The sequence below is a fragment of the Klebsiella sp. JN_Kp122 genome, from assembly GCF_040062085.1.
GTDB classification, from domain to species: domain Bacteria; phylum Pseudomonadota; class Gammaproteobacteria; order Enterobacterales; family Enterobacteriaceae; genus Klebsiella; species Klebsiella aerogenes.
Genome location: NZ_JBEAHW010000017.1, coordinates 132,569 through 151,487, shown reverse-complemented (window position 1 = coordinate 151,487; position 18,919 = coordinate 132,569). Strand labels below are relative to the sequence as shown.

Sequence of the window (18,919 nt, the reverse complement as noted above, 5' to 3'; positions counted from 1 at the left end):
GCAGTGGTCTTATTCTTATATTATACGGACAAAAATAATGAACCTGAAGCAACTTTATTATTTTAAGCGATTGAGCGAGACGGAGCATTACACCGAGGCAGCATCCAGTCTGTTCATTACTCAACCCTCGCTAAGCCACGCCATATCTGAGCTGGAGAAGGAACTTGGCGTGGCGCTGTTCGCCAGAAAAGGACGCAACGTCAAAATTACGCAAAACGGTAAACGTTTTTTGCCCTATGTGGAGGATGCGCTCACTTCTCTGGAGAACGGGCGTCTGACGCTGCAAAACAATGATAGTGAAAAGAAAGAGAATATTCGTATCGCCTTTATTTATACGATGGGTGAATCTGTTGTTCCGCAGTTAATTAATAAATACACTAATTCACCTTCCAGTCACAAGGTGACTTTTTCCTTTACGCAAGGCACTTCGCTTTCGTTATTACAGGCGTTAAAGGCAGGAAAAACCGATCTGGCGATTTGTTCATATATTGCCGATGAACCCGAAATCGACTTTATTCCTATTATTCAGCAGGAGTTGGTGGTGGTGACCGCGAAAGATCATCCGCTTGCCCGGCTGTATGATAATGAGGTCGATTTGGTTGAGACGATTCACTATCCCTATATCTATTTTTCAGAGAACAGCGGTCTGCGGCCATTTATTGATAATGTCTTTATGCAACAAAAACTGGTACCGGATATCGCCTGCTACGTCGATGAAGATACTGCGATGGCGGGGCTGGTTAGCATCGACTATGGCATTGCGATTATGCCGAGGATCTCCGCACTGGCAAATTATAACGTGCGCATTCTGAAGATTAAAAATGCGATCCCACCTCGTTATATTTACCTCGCAACAATGAAAGAAAGGGTACTTTCCTCAGCGATTCAATCGTTTAAAAACGTCATCATTAACGATAGCCAGAGAATCAACTGAGCAAGCGCCCGGAGACTGGCTCCGGGCAGCCTGTTTATCAGGACAAAATGTCCATCAGTTCGCGCAGCTTAGCTATGGCAATCTGGCCCGGGGCGGAGGCCTGGCCGACGGTGCCAAAGGTCATCGCTGAACCGAACAAGCGACCGGTTACCCGGCTAACGCCGCCGGATTTGCCCATCGACATGGTGATCAGCGGGCGCGTCGCATACTTCTCTTTCATGGTCAGCGTGGCGGAAAGCAGAGTGAGAACGTCCTGAGGCGTCTGCGGCATCACCGCGATCTTCGGCAGATCGGCACCCAGATCCTGCATTCGACGCAGTCGATAGATGATATCTTCCTGCGCCGGCGTTTTATGGAAATCATGATTGCTCATAATCACTTTTACGCCGGCCTGATGGGCGTCGTTCACCAGCGCGCGAATTTGCGCTTCATCGTTAAACAACTCGATGTCGATAACATCGACTAATCCGCTTAGCGCCGCCTGGCGGTTAAGTTCAAAATACGCTTCGTCGCTGATTTCCGTTTCGCCGCCTTCTTTCTTACTGCGGAAGGTGAACAGCAGCGGGAGTGCTTTCAGGGTATGACGGATTTCCGCCAGTGCGGCCAGCACCTGGGGGATTTCCCGGACGTGAGTAAAATGGTCAACGCGCCATTCGATAATATCAGCGCCTGCGTCAACCAGGCCCTGAGCATTAGTCAGCAGTTCATCCAGCGTTTTTCCGATCAGCGGTACGCAAATTAAGGTTTCGCCTTCCTTGAAGGTGATGTTCTTTACGGTTACTGCAGTTGTCATGTAGGTATCCATTATTGTTGTCGTTGAACCTCAGGCGGTGACGGTGGTGCGAGACACTCTTTGCGCCGCGCGAGCCTGAAGTTGACGATAGCCGATGTACAGGGCGATCACAAAGCCGATGACGGCGATCAGGAAATCAAACCACATAATGCTGGCAATGCTAATCTGTGAAAGCTTTGCGGTGATAAGCGGGATCGTGAAGCTCGCGATGCTGCCTGCGGTGTAGAAGATCCCCGTTGCCTTGCCTTTGCCATTCGGAAAGCTCATTGCCATGATGGTCGCCCCCAGCTGCAGTACCCCGCCCGCGGCGGCAAAGCCGATAATGAAGGCAAAACCGGTAACCATCACCGGTGTCGGGAATAAGCACACTAACAGCAGTGAGACCATCGACAGACAGGTGTAGATGATCATGGCTACCGCGGAACTGAACACCTCTTTGACGAAGGCGGCGGTCACGAAGACGCAGACCAGTGAACCGACGGTATAGATACTCAGCAGCTTGATCGCCGAGGCATAAGGCATACCGACCACGAACTGGCCATATTGCGCCAGCCACTGGCTTACCAGGTAAAAGGTCGCCATGCCGATATAGCCGTACAGGGTAAAGATTACCATGTCCAGTTTGTTGGCTTGCGGTTTAGCGGAAGCCGCTGCCTGCGCCGCTGGGGTCTCTTCTTTTTTGGCCGCCTGGCTATCGGGGAACGGCATCTTGAGCAGATAGATTGCGCTCAAGATAAACAGAGCCGCCGCAATCACAAACGACCAGCCAAACCACAGATTTGCCCATATCAGCAGGCTGATAATGAACGGTAGCAGGAACTGCCCTGCGGAAACGAAGGCTTTGATGAGCACGTTAGCGCGGCTGGCGGAGTGCGGGAAAGACTCCATCAGCGCCGGATAGGTTCCGGAGTCGAGGAAGCTGTTCGCCAGACCAGCCATGATGCCGAACACGTAGGCCAGATAGATATTTTTGGTCAGCAGAATGCCGACGAAGAAGATCAGATAACTCAGGATCCCTAGATAGATAAAAGGCTTACGACCAAAGCGATCCGACAAAAAGCCGGTCACGATCGTCGCCAGCTTACCGATACCTAATGAGGAGATAACGATCGATACGCCGGCAGCGTCTGTTCCCCACTGTTCCTGAAGATGGGCCATGTTGAGGGTGATTAACAGCACCCCCATGCCGTGGATCAGGTAGTTGAGATACAGCCCTGCCGCAGTAGGGATGTATTTATTTTTCATCTCTGGCCTCTTAGAACAGAATGCTCTTGACGTATTCAACCGGCATCTCTTTGCCCGTCCAGATTTCGAACGCGCGCGCGCCTTGCCACAGCATCATTCCCAGGCCGTTGAGGGTCCGGCAGCCTTTTTTCTCCGCCACTTCCAGCAGATAGGTTTTACGCGGGTTATAGACGACGTCGGAAACAATCAGGTCCGGGCGCAGGAAGCTGTCGTTTGGCAGCAGCATTTGGCCTTCGAAAGGCTTCATACCGACGCCGGTGGCGTTGGTGAGGATCACGCTGCTGTCGATTTCGGCGCGCAGCTTGGCATGATCGTCGAGATCGAAAAGGTGGATCTCGCAGTCGGTGTTATCGCGGATCTTGGCGACGGTCTGCTCGGCATTGGCGAAGAACTTGTCTTTGCGGTTGAAGATCGAGATGGCCTTCACGCCGTCGAGCGCGGCCTGTACGCTGATGGCGGTAGCCGCGCCGCCTGCGCCGAGGATGGTCATCTTTTTGCCGATGATATCGATACCAGCCTCCGACAGCGCGCGCATATAGCCGGTGCCGTCGGTAATGTGGCCGGTTAACACGCCATTATCGTTGACCACGGTATTGACCGCGCCGACCAGCTGCGCCGCCGGCGAGAGCTTATCGAGATACTGGCAAATTTCGGTTTTATTCGGCATTGAGACGTTGTAACCGCGCAGCTTCAGCGCGCGGAAACCCTGCACGACATCTTTTAGCTCCTGGTTATCGACTTCGAACGCCAGGTAGGCGTAATCCAGGCCAAGATGGGCAAAGGCTTCGTTGTGCATGGTCGGCGACATGCTATGACGAATCGGGGTAGCGATTAAGCCAATCAGTTCGGTATGACCGGTAAGACGTTCTGCCATGATAAATATCCTCAATATGTTAAAAATGGAATCTGTTGCGCTTCGCGATTGCCGAGTACGCCCATGTCTTCGAGTATCTCCAGCACGTTGCGGCCTTCGCGCACGCCGTCGATAATTCGCCGGGCCGACAGGCTGTCGCCGATATTCATGATTTTTACGTTGTTGGCGGCGGCCCACTGGGCGATGTCGTCGAGACCAGCACGGTTGGCGCGCATTCCCAGGCAGACAAAGCCGTAGTCGAAGGGAATATCGAACGTGCCGCTGGCGGTACTCACGGTGAAATGGTCTGGCGCTACGGCGGTTAATCGGGTCCGCATGTGTTGTTCCACCTGGTGTTCTTCCAGCATGGTCAACATCGCGTTTTTGGTAATAATGTCGAGGTCCTGTCCCGGCGCGTCTTGCATTTCAATTAGCACCGTCTCGGCGCCGCGCGCGGAGAAGTATTCAATGACGTCCAGGCCGACGGCGCCGCCGCCAACCACCACGATGCGTTTACCTGCGGCATCGGCAAAGGTGTCCAGATGGTTAATCATTCCGGTTATCGAGAACAGGCGACCACCTTCGGCGTCAATGTTCTCGCGCAGGCCGTCGATAGGCGGCAGCAGAGGAACCGATCCGGTGGCATTGACGATGAGCTGTGGATGCAGCGCGGCGACTGAAGCGACATCGGCGCGTTTACCGACCTGCAGCATCAGATTGCTTAGCCCGGAAAGGCGGTTTTTCATAAACTGCGGGAAATCAGCGATCCGTTTTTTCTCCGGCAGCAGCGCAATGGTGCTGGCCAGGCCGCCGACGTGGCTTTTCTCTTCCAGCAGCCAGGTGTTGCAGCCGACTTCCGCGGCGGTACAGGCGGCTTCCATTCCGGCCGTGCCGGCGCCGATCACCACGACGTTGGTTTCTCGTGAGACTCGCTGCTGCTTGTAAGCGTCGCCGTGGATAATGTCCGGATTGATCGAGCAGCGCAGCGGGCGAGAGCGGGCGATACGGTGATCCGCACAGCCGATATTGCAGGAGATGCATTTGCGCATCAGACGCTCATTGCCGCTTTGTACTTTCTGCACCCATTCTGGCTCGGCAATCAACCCACGACCAATGGCGATCAGATCGGCATCGCCGGTAGCGAGGATATCTTCGGCGATTTTTGGCGAACGAATGTTGCCGGCGATCACCGTCGGCTTATGGAATTTGTCGCGTACCGCGCGGGAGAGGTAGCGCTTCCAGCCGTCTTCCAGCGACATCTGGTCGATTTGCAGGTTCAGGTTATCGTTCTGCGCGGCAGAGACGTTAATGATGTCGACTTTGTCCTGGCACAGTTCGAGGATGCGCAGCGAATCTTCCAGCGTGTTGCCGCCCTTTAAGAAATCGTCGGCGCTGATGCGCAGGCTGATTGGGAAACGCGGCCCGACGCAGGCGCGAACCTTATCGATAATCAGGCTTAATATGCGGGTGCGGTTTTCGATACTGCCGCCAAATTCGTCGGTACGTTTATTAAATAACGGTGACAAAAACTGGCTAATTAAATAGGAATGGCCGCCATGAATTTCTACACAGTCAAATCCGGCGCGGCGCACGCGCTCCGCGGCGTCGCCGAATTTGTCCACCGCGTGATAAATTTCCTCATGGGTCATTGGCCGCGGAATATTACCGTGCTTTTTCGACGGCGTGCTGGAAGCGGATAACGGCGTCTGCCCATTCAGGCGATAAGCATAAGCCGAAGCGCCCGCGTGGTTCAGCTGAATCGCTACGCAAGCGCCGTGTTTATGAAGGGTTTCGGTTAATTTAAACAGGCGTGGGATATATTGATCGTTATCGATGCGTAACTGCGTTGTACCATTGGAGGCGAAGGGAAAATCGATGCAGATATTTTCCACGGTAATGAGCCCGGTGCCGCCTTTCGCCCGCAGCTCGTAGTATTCAAGCTGTTCCTGCGAGACCTCACCGTTGAGGGTAGCCATATTGGTGCCCATCGGCGGCATAATAATACGGTTTTTTATGGTCATCCCGTTGATGGTCAGCGGGCTGAATAGGTGAGGATAGTGGCTCATTTAGGCTCTCCACAAGAACGCCCGGCGACCCACGAGGTGATGTAGGCGGCGTGGCGTATCTAAAGTTAATATTTCTCTGTCTGGAAAGATAACGAGCCGGGGAGGGGAAAAATAATGCTTTTTTTTGCGCTGAGCTATAGGGGTTTTCTATGGAGTTAACCGTTAATTCACATATTGCTCGGTTTGTTTTAAATACTTCCGTTGATTATTTACTTGTCATTGTGGATATATACAAAAATAGCCTGCTAATGCCGGTATAAATGCACGATGAGGGATGGGAAGGATAAAATTATCTATTAATTATACGTATTAATATGCGCCTGAGAGGGGCAAAAAGAGAAAGCCCGGCTTGTTCACCGGGCTTGAAGATTAGTTCATAAAGGCGGGCTGTTGGCGTTCGTAGGCGGAAATCGCCTCTTCATGCTGCAGCGTCAGGCCGATGCTATCCAGGCCGTTGAGCATACAGTGGCGGCGGAAGTCGTCGATTTTAAAGCTGTAGGTTTTATCCCCGGCTTTAACCACCTGCGCTTCAAGGTCAACTTCAAAGCTGATGCCCGGGTTCGCCTGTACCAGCTTGAACAGCTCGTCCACCTGCTCATCGCTGAGCGTCACCGGCAGCAGTTGGTTATTAAAGCTGTTGCCGTAAAAGATATCGGCAAAGCTTGGCGCAATCACCACTTTGAAACCGTAATCGGTCAACGCCCACGGCGCGTGCTCGCGCGAGGAGCCGCAGCCGAAGTTTTCACGCGCCAGCAGGATAGACGCCCCTTTATATTGCGGGAAGTTCAGCACGAACTCCGGGTTCGGTTGCTGCCCCTGGTCGTCGAGGAAACGCCAGTCGTTAAACAGGTGCGCGCCAAAGCCGGTACGCGTCACTTTCTGCAGGAACTGCTTTGGAATGATCGCATCGGTATCAACGTTTGCGGCATCCAGCGGAACCACCAGGCCAGTATGTTGGGTAAATTTCTCTGCCATGATGGTCTCCTTATTTCAAGTTACGGATATCGGCGAAATGGCCGGTAACCGCTGCTGCCGCGGCCATCGCCGGGCTGACTAAATGGGTGCGTCCGCCGCGGCCTTGACGGCCTTCAAAGTTACGGTTGCTGGTAGAGGCGCAACGTTCGCCGGGATTCAGGCGGTCGTTGTTCATCGCCAGACACATGGAGCAGCCCGGTAAACGCCACTCAAAACCGGCGTCGATGAAAATCTTATCCAAACCTTCGGCTTCCGCCTGCGCTTTCACCGGGCCGGAGCCGGGAACCACCAGTGCCTGTACGCCCGGCGCCACTTTACGCCCTTTGGCGATTTCCGCCGCCGCGCGTAAATCTTCGATTCGCGAGTTAGTACAGGAACCGATAAAGACTTTGTCGATCGCGACCTCGGTCAACGGTACGCCGGATTTCAGGCCCATATAGGCCAGCGCTTTTTCGGCGCTGGCGCGCTCGACCGGATCGCTGAACGACGCCGGATCCGGGATAATATCGGTAACCGAGATGACCTGGCCTGGATTGGTGCCCCAGGTGACCTGCGGCGCAATCTCTTCCGCCTGCAGCGTCACCACGGTATCGAAGGTGGCGTCATCATCGGTTTTCAGCGTTTTCCAGTATTCCACCGCGTCGGCGAAATCCTGGCCCTTCGGCGCGTGCAGGCGGCCCTGCACGTAATTGAATGTCGTCTCGTCAGGCGCGACCAGACCCGCTTTGGCGCCCATCTCGATTGCCATATTGCACAGAGTCATACGGCCTTCCATGCTCAGATCGCGAATGGCTTCGCCGCAGAATTCGACGACATGGCCGGTACCGCCGGCGCTACCGGTTTTACCAATGATTGCCAGCACAATGTCTTTCGCGGTAATGCCCGGCGCCGCTTTGCCACGGACTTCGATTTTCATGGTCTTCGCGCGCCCCTGTTTCAGGGTCTGAGTCGCCAGTACATGTTCAACTTCAGAGGTGCCGATACCGAATGCCAGCGCGCCGAATGCGCCGTGGGTCGCGGTATGGGAATCGCCGCACACGATGGTCATCCCCGGCAGGGTGACGCCCTGTTCCGGGCCCATCACGTGTACGATGCCCTGGAACGGGTGATTTAAGTCATACAGCTCAACGCCAAATTCTTTGCAGTTCTTAATCAGTTCCTGCATCTGGATGCGGGCCATTTCGCCGGAGGCGTTGATATCTTTGGTCTGCGTCGAGACGTTGTGATCCATGGTGGCGAATGTTTTACCCGGCTGACGCACCTGGCGGCCATGGGCGCGCAGCCCGTCAAACGCCTGCGGAGAGGTGACTTCGTGCACCAGATGGCGGTCGATATACAGCAGCGGTGTTTCGTTCTGCGCTTCGTACACCACGTGCGCATCAAATAATTTCTCGTATAACGTCTTCGCCATGATTACACCCCTTCCGCGACATAGCGGGCAATGATATCGCCCATTTCATCTGTACTGACCGCCGCCGTACCGCGCGCTAAGTCGCCGGTACGAATGCCTTCTTCTAATGCGCGGTTGATAGCGCGTTCAATGGCGCTCGCCGCGTCGCCCGCATCCAGGCTGTAGCGCAGCAGCAGCGCCAGCGACAGGATTTGCGCAATCGGGTTGGCGATATTTTTGCCCGCGATGTCCGGCGCCGAGCCGCCCGCTGGTTCATACAGGCCAAAACCTTGCTCGTTGAGGCTGGCGGACGGCAACATGCCCATAGAGCCGGTGATCATCGCGCACTCGTCGGACAGGATGTCGCCAAACAGGTTGGAGCACAGCAGTACATCGAACTGCGACGGATCTTTAATAAGCTGCATGGTGGCATTATCGATATACATATGCGCCAGTTCGACGTCCGGATACTCTTTGCCAATCTCGTTGACGATTTCGCGCCACAGGATAGAAGACTGCAGGACGTTGGCTTTATCGATTGACGTCACTTTATGGCGACGCTTGCGCGCCGATTCAAAGGCAATACGCGCGATGCGCTCGATTTCAAAGCGGTGGTATACCTCAGTATCGAAAGCTTTTTCATGCTGGCCGCTGCCTTCACGACCTTTCGGCTGACCGAAGTAGATGCCGCCGGTCAGTTCGCGCACGCACAGAATGTCGAAGCCATTGGCGGCGATATCGGCACGCAGCGGGCAGAATGCTTCCAGCCCCTGATACAGTTTAGCCGGGCGCAGGTTGCTGAATAATTTGAAGTGCTTACGCAGCGGCAGCAGCGCGCCGCGCTCCGGCTGTTCGGCCGGCGGCAGATGTTCCCACTTCGGGCCGCCGACGGATCCGAACAGAATCGCGTCAGCCTGCTCGCAGCCATCAACGGTGGCTTGCGGCAGCGGCATGCCCTGACGGTCGATGGCGATGCCGCCCACGTCGTACTGGCTGGTGGTGATACGCATTGAAAAACGGTTACGAACGGCTTCCAGTACTTTCATCGCCTGGTTCATCACTTCCGGGCCAATTCCATCACCCGGCAAAACGGCAATATGATAATTCTTCGACATTACACGGTTTCCTTGTTGTTCTCTTTATTCTGAGCCTGGCGTTGCAATTCTTTTTCGACTTCGGCGGCGCGCCAGATGTTGTTAAGCACATGTACCATCGCTTTTGCTGAAGATTCGACGATATCGGTCGCGAGGCCGACGCCGTGGAAGCGGCGACCGTTGTATTCCACGACAATATCCACCTGACCCAGCGCATCTTTGCCGTGGCCTTTGGCGCTTAAGCCATACTTCACTAAGTCGATGTTGTAGTCTGTCACACGGTTGATTGCCTGGTAGATAGCGTCAACCGGGCCGTTGCCGTTGGCGGCTTCGGTTTTGATGTCATCACCGCAGGCCAGCTTGATAGAGGCGGTAGCGATATCGCTGGAGCCAGACTGGACGCTGAAGTAGTCCAGACGGAAATGCTCTGGCTCTTCCTGCTGTTTATTGATAAATGCCAGCGCTTCCAGGTCGTAGTCGAAGACCTGGCCTTTTTTATCCGCCAGCTTCAGGAACGCGTCATACAGATGATCCAGGTTGTAGTCGCTCTCTTTGTAGCCCATCTCTTCCATACGGTGTTTCACCGCCGCGCGACCGGAGCGTGAAGTCAGGTTCAGCTGTACCTGGTTCAGGCCGATGGATTCCGGGGTCATGATTTCGTAGTTTTCGCGGTTCTTCAGCACGCCATCCTGATGAATACCGGAAGAGTGGGCGAAGGCGCCGGTACCGACGATAGCTTTGTTAGCCGGGATCGGCATATTGCAGATTTGGCTGACGGTCTGGCTGGTACGCCAGATTTCATGGTGATTGATGTTGGTGTGCACGTTCATGATGTCTTTGCGCACCTTGATCGCCATGATGACTTCTTCCAGCGCGCAGTTACCGGCGCGTTCGCCGATACCGTTCATCGCGCCTTCTACCTGACGAGCGCCAGCGTGGACGGCGGCGAGGGCGTTGCCGACGGCGATACCTAAATCATCATGGGTGTGGACTGAAATAATTGCTTTATCAATGTTTGGTACGCGTTCATACAGGCCGCTGATGATGTTGGCGTATTCGAATGGCATGGTGTAGCCGACGGTATCCGGGATATTAATGGTCGTGGCGCCGGCGCGGATAGCCGCTTCAACGACGCGAGCCAGATCGTCGATCGGCGTACGACCTGCGTCTTCACAGGAGAATTCCACGTCGTCGGTATAGTTACGCGCACGTTTCACCATATAAATAGCGCGTTCGATGACCTCATCCAGCGTGCTGCGCAGCTTGGTGGCGATATGCATCGGAGACGTGGCGATGAAGGTGTGGATGCGGAACGCTTCCGCCACTTTTAAGGATTCCGCCGCCACGTCGATATCTTTCTCAACGCAGCGCGCCAGAGCGCAAACGCGGCTATTTTTGATGGTGCGAGCGATGGTCTGTACCGATTCAAAATCGCCCGGGGAAGAAACCGGGAAACCGACTTCCATTACATCGACGCCCATACGTTCGAGGGCCATGGCGATCTGCAGCTTCTCTTTCACGCTCAGGCTGGCCTGTAACGCTTGTTCCCCATCACGTAAGGTCGTATCGAAAATAATGACTTGCTGGCTCATGGTTGAGATCCTTAATCTGTTGCCTGGCGCCTTGCTTCGAGCATAAAAAAACCCGCGCAATGGCGCGGGTTTAGTGTCTTGCTGGAAGATGACTTAACGCTGAACGTCGCCCAACAGCCTACCGCGCACAATGGATGCGTTTAGTAGTAGTAGGCTGGTGAAGCGAGTGGTGCGAATCATGCGTCATACTCCAGTTGAAATCGATATGCTTTTAGAGTTACTGGATAGCGGTTTTGATGTCAACCCCAGGCAAGATAAAAACTGTTTTTTACCTGTCAGGTGAATTAGCTAATTGTGCTGGATTATCCCTCATTTCGCCGACGATCCTATTTGAGACATTCATCGACTGCTGGAAAAATAAAACAATTAGAAAAAATAATTTTCATTCAAGGACTCAATGTCAATGGGGGATGCCTGGTTGATAAGGTAATGAAACATAAAGTGTTATATGCCTTTTACCTTTATGCGCTGCCGCATTGAGTCGTTCGAAAGGATAACGAAGTGTTAATTTTAATCAGGTAAAAAATAGATAGTTAATTAATACTTAAATTGCAATTAACTATTGGTGGTGTTGTTTATTCCTGTGATCTATGGGTACACTTTATATCATCAAGTAAATGATATGTTTTAGGCGGGTTCCGGTGATATCCAGTGAGGTTTTTCGTCGCTACTCATAACCTTGATATATTCCTAAAATTCCATTTTGCCCTTTTGCAGATTTAATATGCATGATAAATGATATTGCCTTAATTAATTACTGCACTTTGGTAAAAGGAATTTAGCGTGACGGTGGAGTTAGATATGTTAATTGAAAATACTGAATATAAATCAGCCCCGGGACAGGAAGTCGTCAAACCACAACTGCGGATGGTGGATCTCAACCTGCTGACCGTCTTTGATGCGGTGATGCAGGAACAAAATATTACCCGTGCGGCCCACACTCTCGGCATGTCTCAACCGGCGGTGAGTAACGCGGTATCTCGTCTCAAGGTGATGTTTAATGATGAACTGTTTGTTCGCTATGGGCGTGGCATTCAGCCAACGGCGCGGGCCTATCAGCTGTTCGGCTCAGTACGCCAGGCATTGCAACTGGTGCAAAATGAGTTGCCGGGTTCCGGTTTTGAACCGCTGAGCAGTGAGCGCGTATTTAACCTCTGCGTTTGTAGCCCATTGGATAATTACTTAACCTCGCTAATATTTAATAAAGTTGGTGAAATCGCGCCAAATATTCATCTGGTCTTTAAATCAGCGCTACATCAAAACACCGAACATCAGCTGCGTTATCAGGAAATTGAATTCGTTATCGGTTATGAAGAGTTCCGTCGCCCGGAGTTTGCCTGCATACCTTTATTCAAAGATGAAATGGTTCTGGTGGCCAACCGTAAACATCCGCGTATTTCCGGGCCGCTAACGGAAGCGGATATTTATCAGGAAGAGCACGCGGTCGTCGCATTGGATCGTTATGCTTCATTTAGCCAGCCGTGGTATGACTCCGTGGATAAACAATCCTGTATTGCTTATCAGGGTAATGCCATGGTTAGCGTATTAAACGTGGTGTCGCAAACCCACATGGTGGCAATAGCGCCACGTTGGTTGGCCAATGAATTTGCTGATAAATTAGATTTGCAGATCTTACCGTTGCCGCTGAAGGTCAACAGCCGCACCTGCTTCCTCTCCTGGCACGAAGCGGCCGGTCGCGATAAAGGCCATCAATGGATGGAAGAGTTATTGGCGAATATCTGTCAGCGCTAATCGACGTTATCGACCAACGGCGGCGAAATCGCCAGCTTATCTGAGTAAACATTAAAAAAGCAGAATATTATTCTGTTTATCACCGCGGGTTCTCGCAACCCGACGGTGAAAAATGGATGATTTTCTGCCATAAGCCGTTTCTCCCGAGTATTGGCTATCTCATTTTGTTATTCCTGAAGCAATCCTCCATATATTTCTCCAGATGCTTTCTTTTCTACTTTTAAGAGGCGCGCTATACGCTCTCAGGCGAATTGCCTGCCTGTTGGCGAGCAGTTATGTTAATGCACAGCAAGTCGTTCACCTCAATGCGCTGCCTTTAGCGGCGCATCATACGACGCGTGCGGAAAATGACTTCCGCCGTCGTGAAAACAATAAGCCTGGAGGCAAACCATGGAGATGTTGTCAGGAGCCGAGATGGTCGTCCAATCGCTTGTCGATCAGGGCGTCAAGCAAGTATTCGGCTATCCCGGAGGCGCGGTCCTCGATATCTATGATGCATTACATACCCTCGGCGGCATTGACCATGTGCTGGTCCGCCATGAGCAGGCGGCGGTGCATATGGCCGACGGACTGGCGCGCGCAACCGGCGAAGTCGGGGTGGTGCTGGTGACCTCCGGCCCGGGAGCGACTAACGCTATTACCGGTATCGCCACGGCTTACATGGATTCTATTCCGCTGGTCATTCTTTCCGGGCAGGTCGCCACCTCGCTGATTGGCTACGATGCCTTCCAGGAGTGCGATATGGTCGGTATCTCGCGCCCGGTGGTTAAACACAGCTTCCTCGTGAAACAGACTGAAGATATTCCCGGTATTTTAAAGAAAGCCTTCTGGCTGGCGGCCAGCGGCCGACCGGGGCCGGTAGTGGTCGATTTGCCGAAGGATATTCTCAATCCGGCGAAAAAGCTGCCTTACGTTTGGCCGGATGCGGTCAGCATGCGTTCCTATAACCCGACAACCAGCGGTCACAAAGGGCAGATCAAACGTGCATTGCAAACGCTGGTGGCGGCGAAAAAACCGGTCGTGTACGTTGGCGGCGGGGCTATCAATTCGCAGTGCGAAGCGCAGTTACGTACGTTGGTCGAAAAGCTGAAGCTACCGGTGGTCTCTTCATTAATGGGTTTAGGCGCTTTTCCGGCGACTCATCAGCAAGCGCTGGGGATGTTGGGGATGCATGGCACCTATGAAGCCAACATGACCATGCATCATTCCGACGTTATTTTTGCAGTCGGCGTCCGCTTTGACGATCGCACCACCAACAATTTGGCTAAGTACTGCCCGAACGCCACGGTGCTGCATATTGATATCGATCCCACGTCGATCTCCAAAACCGTCCCGGCAGATGTGCCGATCGTCGGCGACGCGCGCCAGGTGCTTGACCAGATGTTTGATCTGCTTGAGCAGGAAGAGAGCCAGCAACCGCTGGATGAGATCCGCGACTGGTGGCAGCAGATCGAACAGTGGCGTTCCCGTCACTGTCTGCAATACGACACGCAAAGCGGCAAGATCAAACCGCAGGCGGTGATTGAGGCTATCTGGCGCCTGACCAATGGTGATGCTTACGTGACTTCCGACGTTGGACAGCATCAGATGTTCGCCGCGCTCTATTATCCATTCGATAAACCACGGCGTTGGATTAACTCTGGCGGCCTCGGCACGATGGGCTTTGGCCTGCCAGCGGCGCTGGGCGTGAAGATGGCGCTACCGCAAGAAACCGTGATCTGCGTGACCGGTGATGGCAGCATCCAGATGAACATTCAGGAGCTTTCCACCGCCCTGCAGTATGAACTGCCGGTGCTGGTGCTGAACCTGAATAACCGCTACCTCGGAATGGTAAAGCAGTGGCAGGATATGCTCTATTCTGGCCGCCATTCGCAGTCCTATATGGAATCGCTGCCGGACTTCGTTCGCGTCGCCGAGGCTTATGGCCACGTTGGTATTCGTATCAGCGAGCCGCAAGAGCTGGAAGCGAAGCTGGCGGAAGCCCTGGAGCAGGTGCGTAATAATCGTCTGGTGTTCGTTGATGTTACGGTTGATGGTAGCGAGCATGTTTATCCCATGCAGATCCGCGGCGGCGGCATGGACGAAATGTGGTTGAGCAAAACGGAGAGAACCTGATTATGCGCCGGATATTATCTGTATTACTGGAGAACGAATCGGGAGCATTATCCCGGGTGATCGGCCTCTTTTCGCAGCGCGGCTACAATATTGAAAGCCTGACGGTAGCGCCAACCGACGATCCGACGTTGTCCCGCATGACCATCCAGACGGTGGGCGACGAAAAAGCCATTGAGCAGATCGAAAAGCAATTACATAAGCTGGTGGACGTGCTGCGGGTCAGCGAACTGGGTCAGGGCTCCCACGTCGAACGTGAAATCATGCTGGTGAAAGTGCAAGCCAGCGGTTATGGCCGCGAAGAGGTGAAACGCAATACCGAGATCTTCCGCGGGCAGATTATTGACGTCACGCCATCTATTTATACCGTGCAGTTGGCCGGAACCAGCGATAAGCTGGATGCGTTCCTGGCTTCTTTACGCGATGTCGCGCGCATTGTTGAAGTGGCGCGATCCGGGGTAGTCGGCCTGTCGCGCGGCGATAAAATCATGCGCTAACCCCTGACAAACTGACGTAAAAACAGCCCGACACGAACTGTCGGGTTATTTTTTTGCGAATTCCGTAGGAACTGTGGACGAAAGCGGTTGCCGCGCTATCTATTCTGCGTTTAGATGTTATAAAAATGGAACTCTATACTCTAACGAGTATGTCTATTTAATGGTTGTTTTTTGTACTTCTTACCCAAGGGGCAATTGTGAAACTGGATGAAATCGCCCGGCTGGCCGGTGTTTCAAGAACCACCGCGAGCTATGTGATTAATGGCAAAGCGAAGCAGTATCGCGTCAGCGATAAAACGGTCGAGAAGGTGATGGCGGTGGTGCGCGAGCACAACTACCACCCGAATGCGGTCGCTGCTGGCCTGCGCGCAGGACGCACGCGTTCAATCGGTCTGGTGATCCCGGATCTCGAAAATACCAGTTATACCCGTATTGCGAACTATCTGGAGCGCCAGGCGCGTCAGCGCGGCTACCAGTTGCTGATCGCCTGCTCGGAAGATCAGCCGGATAACGAAATGCGCTGTATTGAGCATCTGCTGCAGCGTCAGGTGGATGCAATTATCGTTTCGACTTCGCTGCCGCCGGAGCACCCGTTCTATCAGCGCTGGGCGAACGATCCTTTCCCGATTGTCGCGCTCGACCGCGCGCTCGATCGTGAACACTTTACCAGCGTCGTCGGCGCCGATCAGGACGACGCCGAGATGCTTGCCGCCGAGCTGCGCAAATTCCCCGGTGACCGAGTGCTCTATCTGGGAGCGCTGCCGGAGCTGTCGGTGAGCTTCCTGCGTGAGCAGGGTTTCCGTTCAGCCTGGAAAGACGACCCGCGCGAGGTGAACTTCCTCTATGCCAACAGCTATGAACGCGAAGCCGCGGCCCAGCTGTTTGAACGGTGGCTGGAAACGCATCCGATGCCGCAACTGCTGTTCACCACCTCTTTCCCGCTGCTGCAGGGGGTGATGGATGTCACGCTGCGCCGTGAGGGCAAACTGCCATCTGAGCTGGCCATCGCCACCTTCGGTGATAACGAACTGCTCGACTTCCTGCAGTGCCCGGTGCTGGCGGTTGCGCAGCGTCATCGCGACGTTGCTGAGCGCGTTTTAGAGATTGTACTGGCAAGCCTGGATGAACCACGTAAGCCGAAACCGGGCTTAAGTCGTATTCGTCGTAACCTCTATCATCGCGGAAGTTTGAATCGTCGCTGATTCATTTGCGAAAAAAGGTTAAGATTCTTCGTAGGTTATTCGCCAGATGGATCAGCATCTGGCGATATTCCATACAATTTACGTAGAGATTCGTAAATCTATTCGCTTTCAGACAAATCCCTAAACTTCTTTACGCCTTATTTTGTTTTATTCTGGAGCAGGCTTTTTTTGTATCCAAATGGTGCAAGAAAAAGCGCAGCGGCATTAATTTGAATTGTTTTGTTACATTCTTCGTAATAATTGCTGAATTAACAATCGCTTTATCCCACCTTCACCGCCGCTGAGAGCGTCAGGCCGCGGCACAAGTGCTTCTCCGTCCACAACAGGCACTGTTAACGGACATCAGAATGGCCTAAAATGCCGCTCGCGTCGCAAACTGACACTTTATATTTTCCCGCTGAAGATATTTTGTCGTTTTTAACTGTTACGGGTTTGTTGGTTATTTTCTTACACGTATTCATAACGTTAATTTGCCTCGTTTGTTGGTGATTTATTCATCAGGGCTAATATCGGCTGTAAATAATGGGTTTTTGCGCTCCGTTGGCATTAGTGCTGGCTTGACAAGCTTTTCCTCCGCTCCGTAAACTCCTTTAGGTGGGAATTTGTGGGGTAAAGTGGCGAAAAGGGGTGAGGCTGGCATGTTCCGTGGAGCAACGTTAGTCAATCTCGACAGTAAAGGCCGTTTGGCCGTACCGACGCGCTACCGCGACGGGCTGATCGAGGATGCTTCTGGTCAAATGGTATGCACCATTGACATTCATCACCCGTGCCTGCTGCTTTATCCTTTGCCTGAATGGGAAATCATCGAGCAAAAATTGTCGCGTTTGTCGAGCATGAATCCCGTTGAGCGGCGCGTACAGCGCCTGCTTTTGGGGCATGCCAGCGAATGTCAGATGGATAGCGCCGGACGATTGCTAATCGCGCCGGTGCTGCGGCAACATGCCGGGCTGACAAAAGAAGTGATGCTGGTCGGACAGTTTAATAAATTTGAACTGTGGGATGAAACGACCTGGTATCAACGGGTCAAGGAAGATATCGACGCTGAGCAGTCCGCTACCGGTGAACTGTCGGAGCGCCTGCAGGATTTGTCTTTATAAAATGATGGAAAATTTTAAACATACTACGGTACTTCTGGATGAAGCCGTTAACGGCCTGAATATTCGTCCAAATGGTATCTACATTGATGGAACCTTTGGCCGCGGTGGTCACTCGCGTCTGATCCTCTCCCAACTGGGGGCGGAAGGGCGCCTGCTGGCAATCGATCGCGACCCGACGGCTATTGCCGTTGCGCAAACCATCGATGACCCACGCTTTTCCATCGTACATGGTCCTTTCTCGCAGCTGGCTGACTACGTCGCCGAGCGCAATCTTACCGGCAAGATCGACGGTATTCTTCTCGATCTTGGCGTTTCTTCACCGCAGCTGGACGACGCGGAACGCGGGTTCTCCTTTATGCGCGATGGTCCGCTGGACATGCGCATGGATCCGACTCGCGGTCAGTCCGCCGCCGAATGGTTACAGACCGCCGAAGAAGCCGACATCGCCTGGGTAATCAAAACCTTTGGCGAGGAGCGTTTCGGTAAACGTATCGCGCGCGCGATCGTTGAGCGTAACCGCATTGAGCCGATGACCCGTACCAAAGAGCTGGCGGAAGTTATCGCGGCGGCAACGCCGGTGAAAGATAAGCACAAACATCCCGCGACCCGTACCTTCCAGGCGGTGCGCATTTGGGTGAACAGTGAACTGGAGGAGATAGAGCAGGCGCTAAAAAGCTCGCTCGGCGTGCTGGCCCCCGGTGGTCGGCTGTCGATTATCAGTTTCCATTCGCTGGAAGACCGCATTGTGAAGCGCTTTATGCGTGAGCAAAGCCGCGGTCCGCAGCTTCCAGCAGGGATCCCGATGACTGAAGAGCAGCTCAGGAAACTGGGCGGCCGTCAGTTGCGAGCACTAGGCAAGTTGATGCCGGGCGAAGAAGAGGTGGCAGAGAATCCACGCGCCCGTAGTTCAGTGCTGCGTATCGCAGAGAGGACGAACGCATGATCGGCAGAGTGACAGTAGCCTTAAGCAAAGTTAAAGGATCGTTAGGAAGCAACGAGCGCCATGCCTTGCCTGGCGTTATCGGGGACGATCTTCTGCGGTTTGGGAAGCTGCCACTCTGCCTGTTCATTTGCATCATCATAACGGCAGTGACCGTGGTGACGACGGCGCACCATACCCGTCTGTTAACCGCGCAGCGTGAACAATTGGTTCTGGAGCGTGACGCTCTGGATATTGAATGGCGCAACCTGATCCTCGAAGAGAATGCCCTTGGCGATCACAGTCGGGTTGAGCGGATCGCGACAGAGAAGTTGCAGATGCAACACGTTGATCCATCACAAGAAAATATAGTGGTACAGAAATAAGGATTATTGCGA

Annotated in this window: 17 protein-coding genes; 8 read left to right on the top strand and 9 right to left on the bottom strand. The window is 53.4% G+C overall.

Annotation, left to right across the window (positions count from 1 at the left end; translation table 11 throughout):
• The first annotated feature begins 37 nt into the window (after positions 1-37).
• Positions 38-934: a LysR family transcriptional regulator gene (locus ABLU78_RS06150; protein WP_047052913.1), complete on the top strand. Its 897-nt coding sequence runs from the start codon at positions 38-40 to the stop codon at positions 932-934.
• A gap of 37 nt (positions 935-971) precedes the next feature.
• Here the strand turns inward: ABLU78_RS06150 and aroD are convergent, their stop codons facing one another.
• The 9 genes from aroD to leuL form a co-directional block, all read right to left on the bottom strand.
• A complete protein-coding gene (aroD, locus tag ABLU78_RS06145; protein ID WP_015704389.1) occupies positions 972-1,727 on the bottom strand; it encodes a type I 3-dehydroquinate dehydratase in 756 nt (251 codons plus the stop codon).
• A gap of 30 nt (positions 1,728-1,757) precedes the next feature.
• Positions 1,758-2,972: an MFS transporter gene (locus ABLU78_RS06140; protein WP_047052914.1), complete on the bottom strand. Its 1,215-nt coding sequence runs from the start codon at positions 2,970-2,972 to the stop codon at positions 1,758-1,760.
• A 10-nt stretch (positions 2,973-2,982) separates the two neighbouring features.
• Positions 2,983-3,846 (bottom strand): shikimate dehydrogenase, encoded by an 864-nt coding sequence (locus ABLU78_RS06135; protein WP_015368266.1) that lies wholly within the window; start codon positions 3,844-3,846, stop codon positions 2,983-2,985.
• A gap of 11 nt (positions 3,847-3,857) precedes the next feature.
• A complete protein-coding gene (locus tag ABLU78_RS06130; protein ID WP_020079615.1) occupies positions 3,858-5,891 on the bottom strand; it encodes an FAD-dependent oxidoreductase in 2,034 nt (677 codons plus the stop codon).
• A 369-nt stretch (positions 5,892-6,260) separates the two neighbouring features.
• Complete coding sequence (gene leuD / locus ABLU78_RS06125; protein ID WP_015704393.1) at positions 6,261-6,866, bottom strand: 3-isopropylmalate dehydratase small subunit; 606 nt, start codon at positions 6,864-6,866, stop codon at positions 6,261-6,263.
• 10 nt (positions 6,867-6,876) lie between these two features.
• Positions 6,877-8,277, bottom strand: coding sequence for a 3-isopropylmalate dehydratase large subunit (gene leuC, locus ABLU78_RS06120; protein ID WP_015368263.1), 1,401 nt, complete (start codon positions 8,275-8,277; stop codon positions 6,877-6,879).
• A gap of 2 nt (positions 8,278-8,279) precedes the next feature.
• Positions 8,280-9,371 (bottom strand): 3-isopropylmalate dehydrogenase, encoded by a 1,092-nt coding sequence (leuB, locus tag ABLU78_RS06115; RefSeq protein ID WP_015368262.1) that lies wholly within the window; start codon positions 9,369-9,371, stop codon positions 8,280-8,282.
• Positions 9,371-10,942 carry a 2-isopropylmalate synthase gene (leuA, locus tag ABLU78_RS06110; RefSeq protein WP_015368261.1) on the bottom strand — a complete coding sequence of 524 codons (1,572 nt, stop codon included), beginning with the start codon at positions 10,940-10,942 and terminating at the stop codon, positions 9,371-9,373. The genes leuB and leuA overlap by 1 nt, the downstream gene beginning before the upstream one ends.
• Positions 10,943-11,035: 93 nt before the next feature.
• On the bottom strand, positions 11,036-11,122 hold the full coding sequence (gene leuL / locus ABLU78_RS06105) for a leu operon leader peptide (RefSeq protein WP_020079614.1): 87 nt from the start codon (positions 11,120-11,122) through the stop codon (positions 11,036-11,038).
• A 603-nt stretch (positions 11,123-11,725) separates the two neighbouring features.
• On the opposite strand from leuL, the gene leuO reads away from it, so the two are divergent.
• From leuO to ftsL, 7 genes are all read left to right on the top strand, one after another.
• On the top strand, positions 11,726-12,694 hold the full coding sequence (gene leuO / locus ABLU78_RS06100; RefSeq protein WP_015704394.1) for a transcriptional regulator LeuO: 969 nt from the start codon (positions 11,726-11,728) through the stop codon (positions 12,692-12,694).
• A 390-nt stretch (positions 12,695-13,084) separates the two neighbouring features.
• Complete coding sequence (ilvI, locus tag ABLU78_RS06095; RefSeq protein ID WP_032706640.1) at positions 13,085-14,809, top strand: acetolactate synthase 3 large subunit; 1,725 nt, start codon at positions 13,085-13,087, stop codon at positions 14,807-14,809.
• Positions 14,810-14,811: 2 nt separating this feature from the next.
• Entirely contained in the window at positions 14,812-15,303 is a 492-nt protein-coding gene (gene ilvN / locus ABLU78_RS06090) for an acetolactate synthase small subunit (RefSeq protein ID WP_015368257.1), read from the top strand.
• 197 nt (positions 15,304-15,500) lie between these two features.
• Entirely contained in the window at positions 15,501-16,505 is a 1,005-nt protein-coding gene (gene cra / locus ABLU78_RS06085) for a catabolite repressor/activator (protein WP_015704397.1), read from the top strand.
• A 638-nt stretch (positions 16,506-17,143) separates the two neighbouring features.
• Positions 17,144-17,602, top strand: coding sequence for a division/cell wall cluster transcriptional repressor MraZ (mraZ, locus tag ABLU78_RS06080; protein ID WP_015368255.1), 459 nt, complete (start codon positions 17,144-17,146; stop codon positions 17,600-17,602).
• A gap of 1 nt (position 17,603) precedes the next feature.
• Positions 17,604-18,545, top strand: coding sequence for a 16S rRNA (cytosine(1402)-N(4))-methyltransferase RsmH (gene rsmH / locus ABLU78_RS06075; RefSeq protein WP_048230123.1), 942 nt, complete (start codon positions 17,604-17,606; stop codon positions 18,543-18,545).
• Positions 18,542-18,907 carry a cell division protein FtsL gene (ftsL, locus tag ABLU78_RS06070; RefSeq protein WP_015704398.1) on the top strand — a complete coding sequence of 122 codons (366 nt, stop codon included), beginning with the start codon at positions 18,542-18,544 and terminating at the stop codon, positions 18,905-18,907. Before rsmH ends, ftsL begins: the two co-directional genes overlap by 4 nt.
• The last annotated feature ends 12 nt before the right edge of the window (positions 18,908-18,919 follow it).

Coding starts and splice junctions, on each gene's coding strand:
- ABLU78_RS06150 (WP_047052913.1), top strand. CDS start 38: ATGAACCTGAAGCAACTTTATTATTTTAAGCGATTGAGCGAGACGGAG.
- aroD (WP_015704389.1), bottom strand. CDS start 1,727: ATGACAACTGCAGTAACCGTAAAGAACATCACCTTCAAGGAAGGCGAA.
- ABLU78_RS06140 (WP_047052914.1), bottom strand. CDS start 2,972: ATGAAAAATAAATACATCCCTACTGCGGCAGGGCTGTATCTCAACTAC.
- ABLU78_RS06135 (WP_015368266.1), bottom strand. CDS start 3,846: ATGGCAGAACGTCTTACCGGTCATACCGAACTGATTGGCTTAATCGCT.
- ABLU78_RS06130 (WP_020079615.1), bottom strand. CDS start 5,891: ATGAGCCACTATCCTCACCTATTCAGCCCGCTGACCATCAACGGGATG.
- leuD (WP_015704393.1), bottom strand. CDS start 6,866: ATGGCAGAGAAATTTACCCAACATACTGGCCTGGTGGTTCCGCTGGAT.
- leuC (WP_015368263.1), bottom strand. CDS start 8,277: ATGGCGAAGACGTTATACGAGAAATTATTTGATGCGCACGTGGTGTAC.
- leuB (WP_015368262.1), bottom strand. CDS start 9,371: ATGTCGAAGAATTATCATATTGCCGTTTTGCCGGGTGATGGAATTGGC.
- leuA (WP_015368261.1), bottom strand. CDS start 10,942: ATGAGCCAGCAAGTCATTATTTTCGATACGACCTTACGTGATGGGGAA.
- leuL (WP_020079614.1), bottom strand. CDS start 11,122: ATGATTCGCACCACTCGCTTCACCAGCCTACTACTACTAAACGCATCC.
- ilvI (WP_032706640.1), top strand. CDS start 13,085: ATGGAGATGTTGTCAGGAGCCGAGATGGTCGTCCAATCGCTTGTCGAT.
- ilvN (WP_015368257.1), top strand. CDS start 14,812: ATGCGCCGGATATTATCTGTATTACTGGAGAACGAATCGGGAGCATTA.
- mraZ (WP_015368255.1), top strand. CDS start 17,144: ATGTTCCGTGGAGCAACGTTAGTCAATCTCGACAGTAAAGGCCGTTTG.
- rsmH (WP_048230123.1), top strand. CDS start 17,604: ATGATGGAAAATTTTAAACATACTACGGTACTTCTGGATGAAGCCGTT.
- ftsL (WP_015704398.1), top strand. CDS start 18,542: ATGATCGGCAGAGTGACAGTAGCCTTAAGCAAAGTTAAAGGATCGTTA.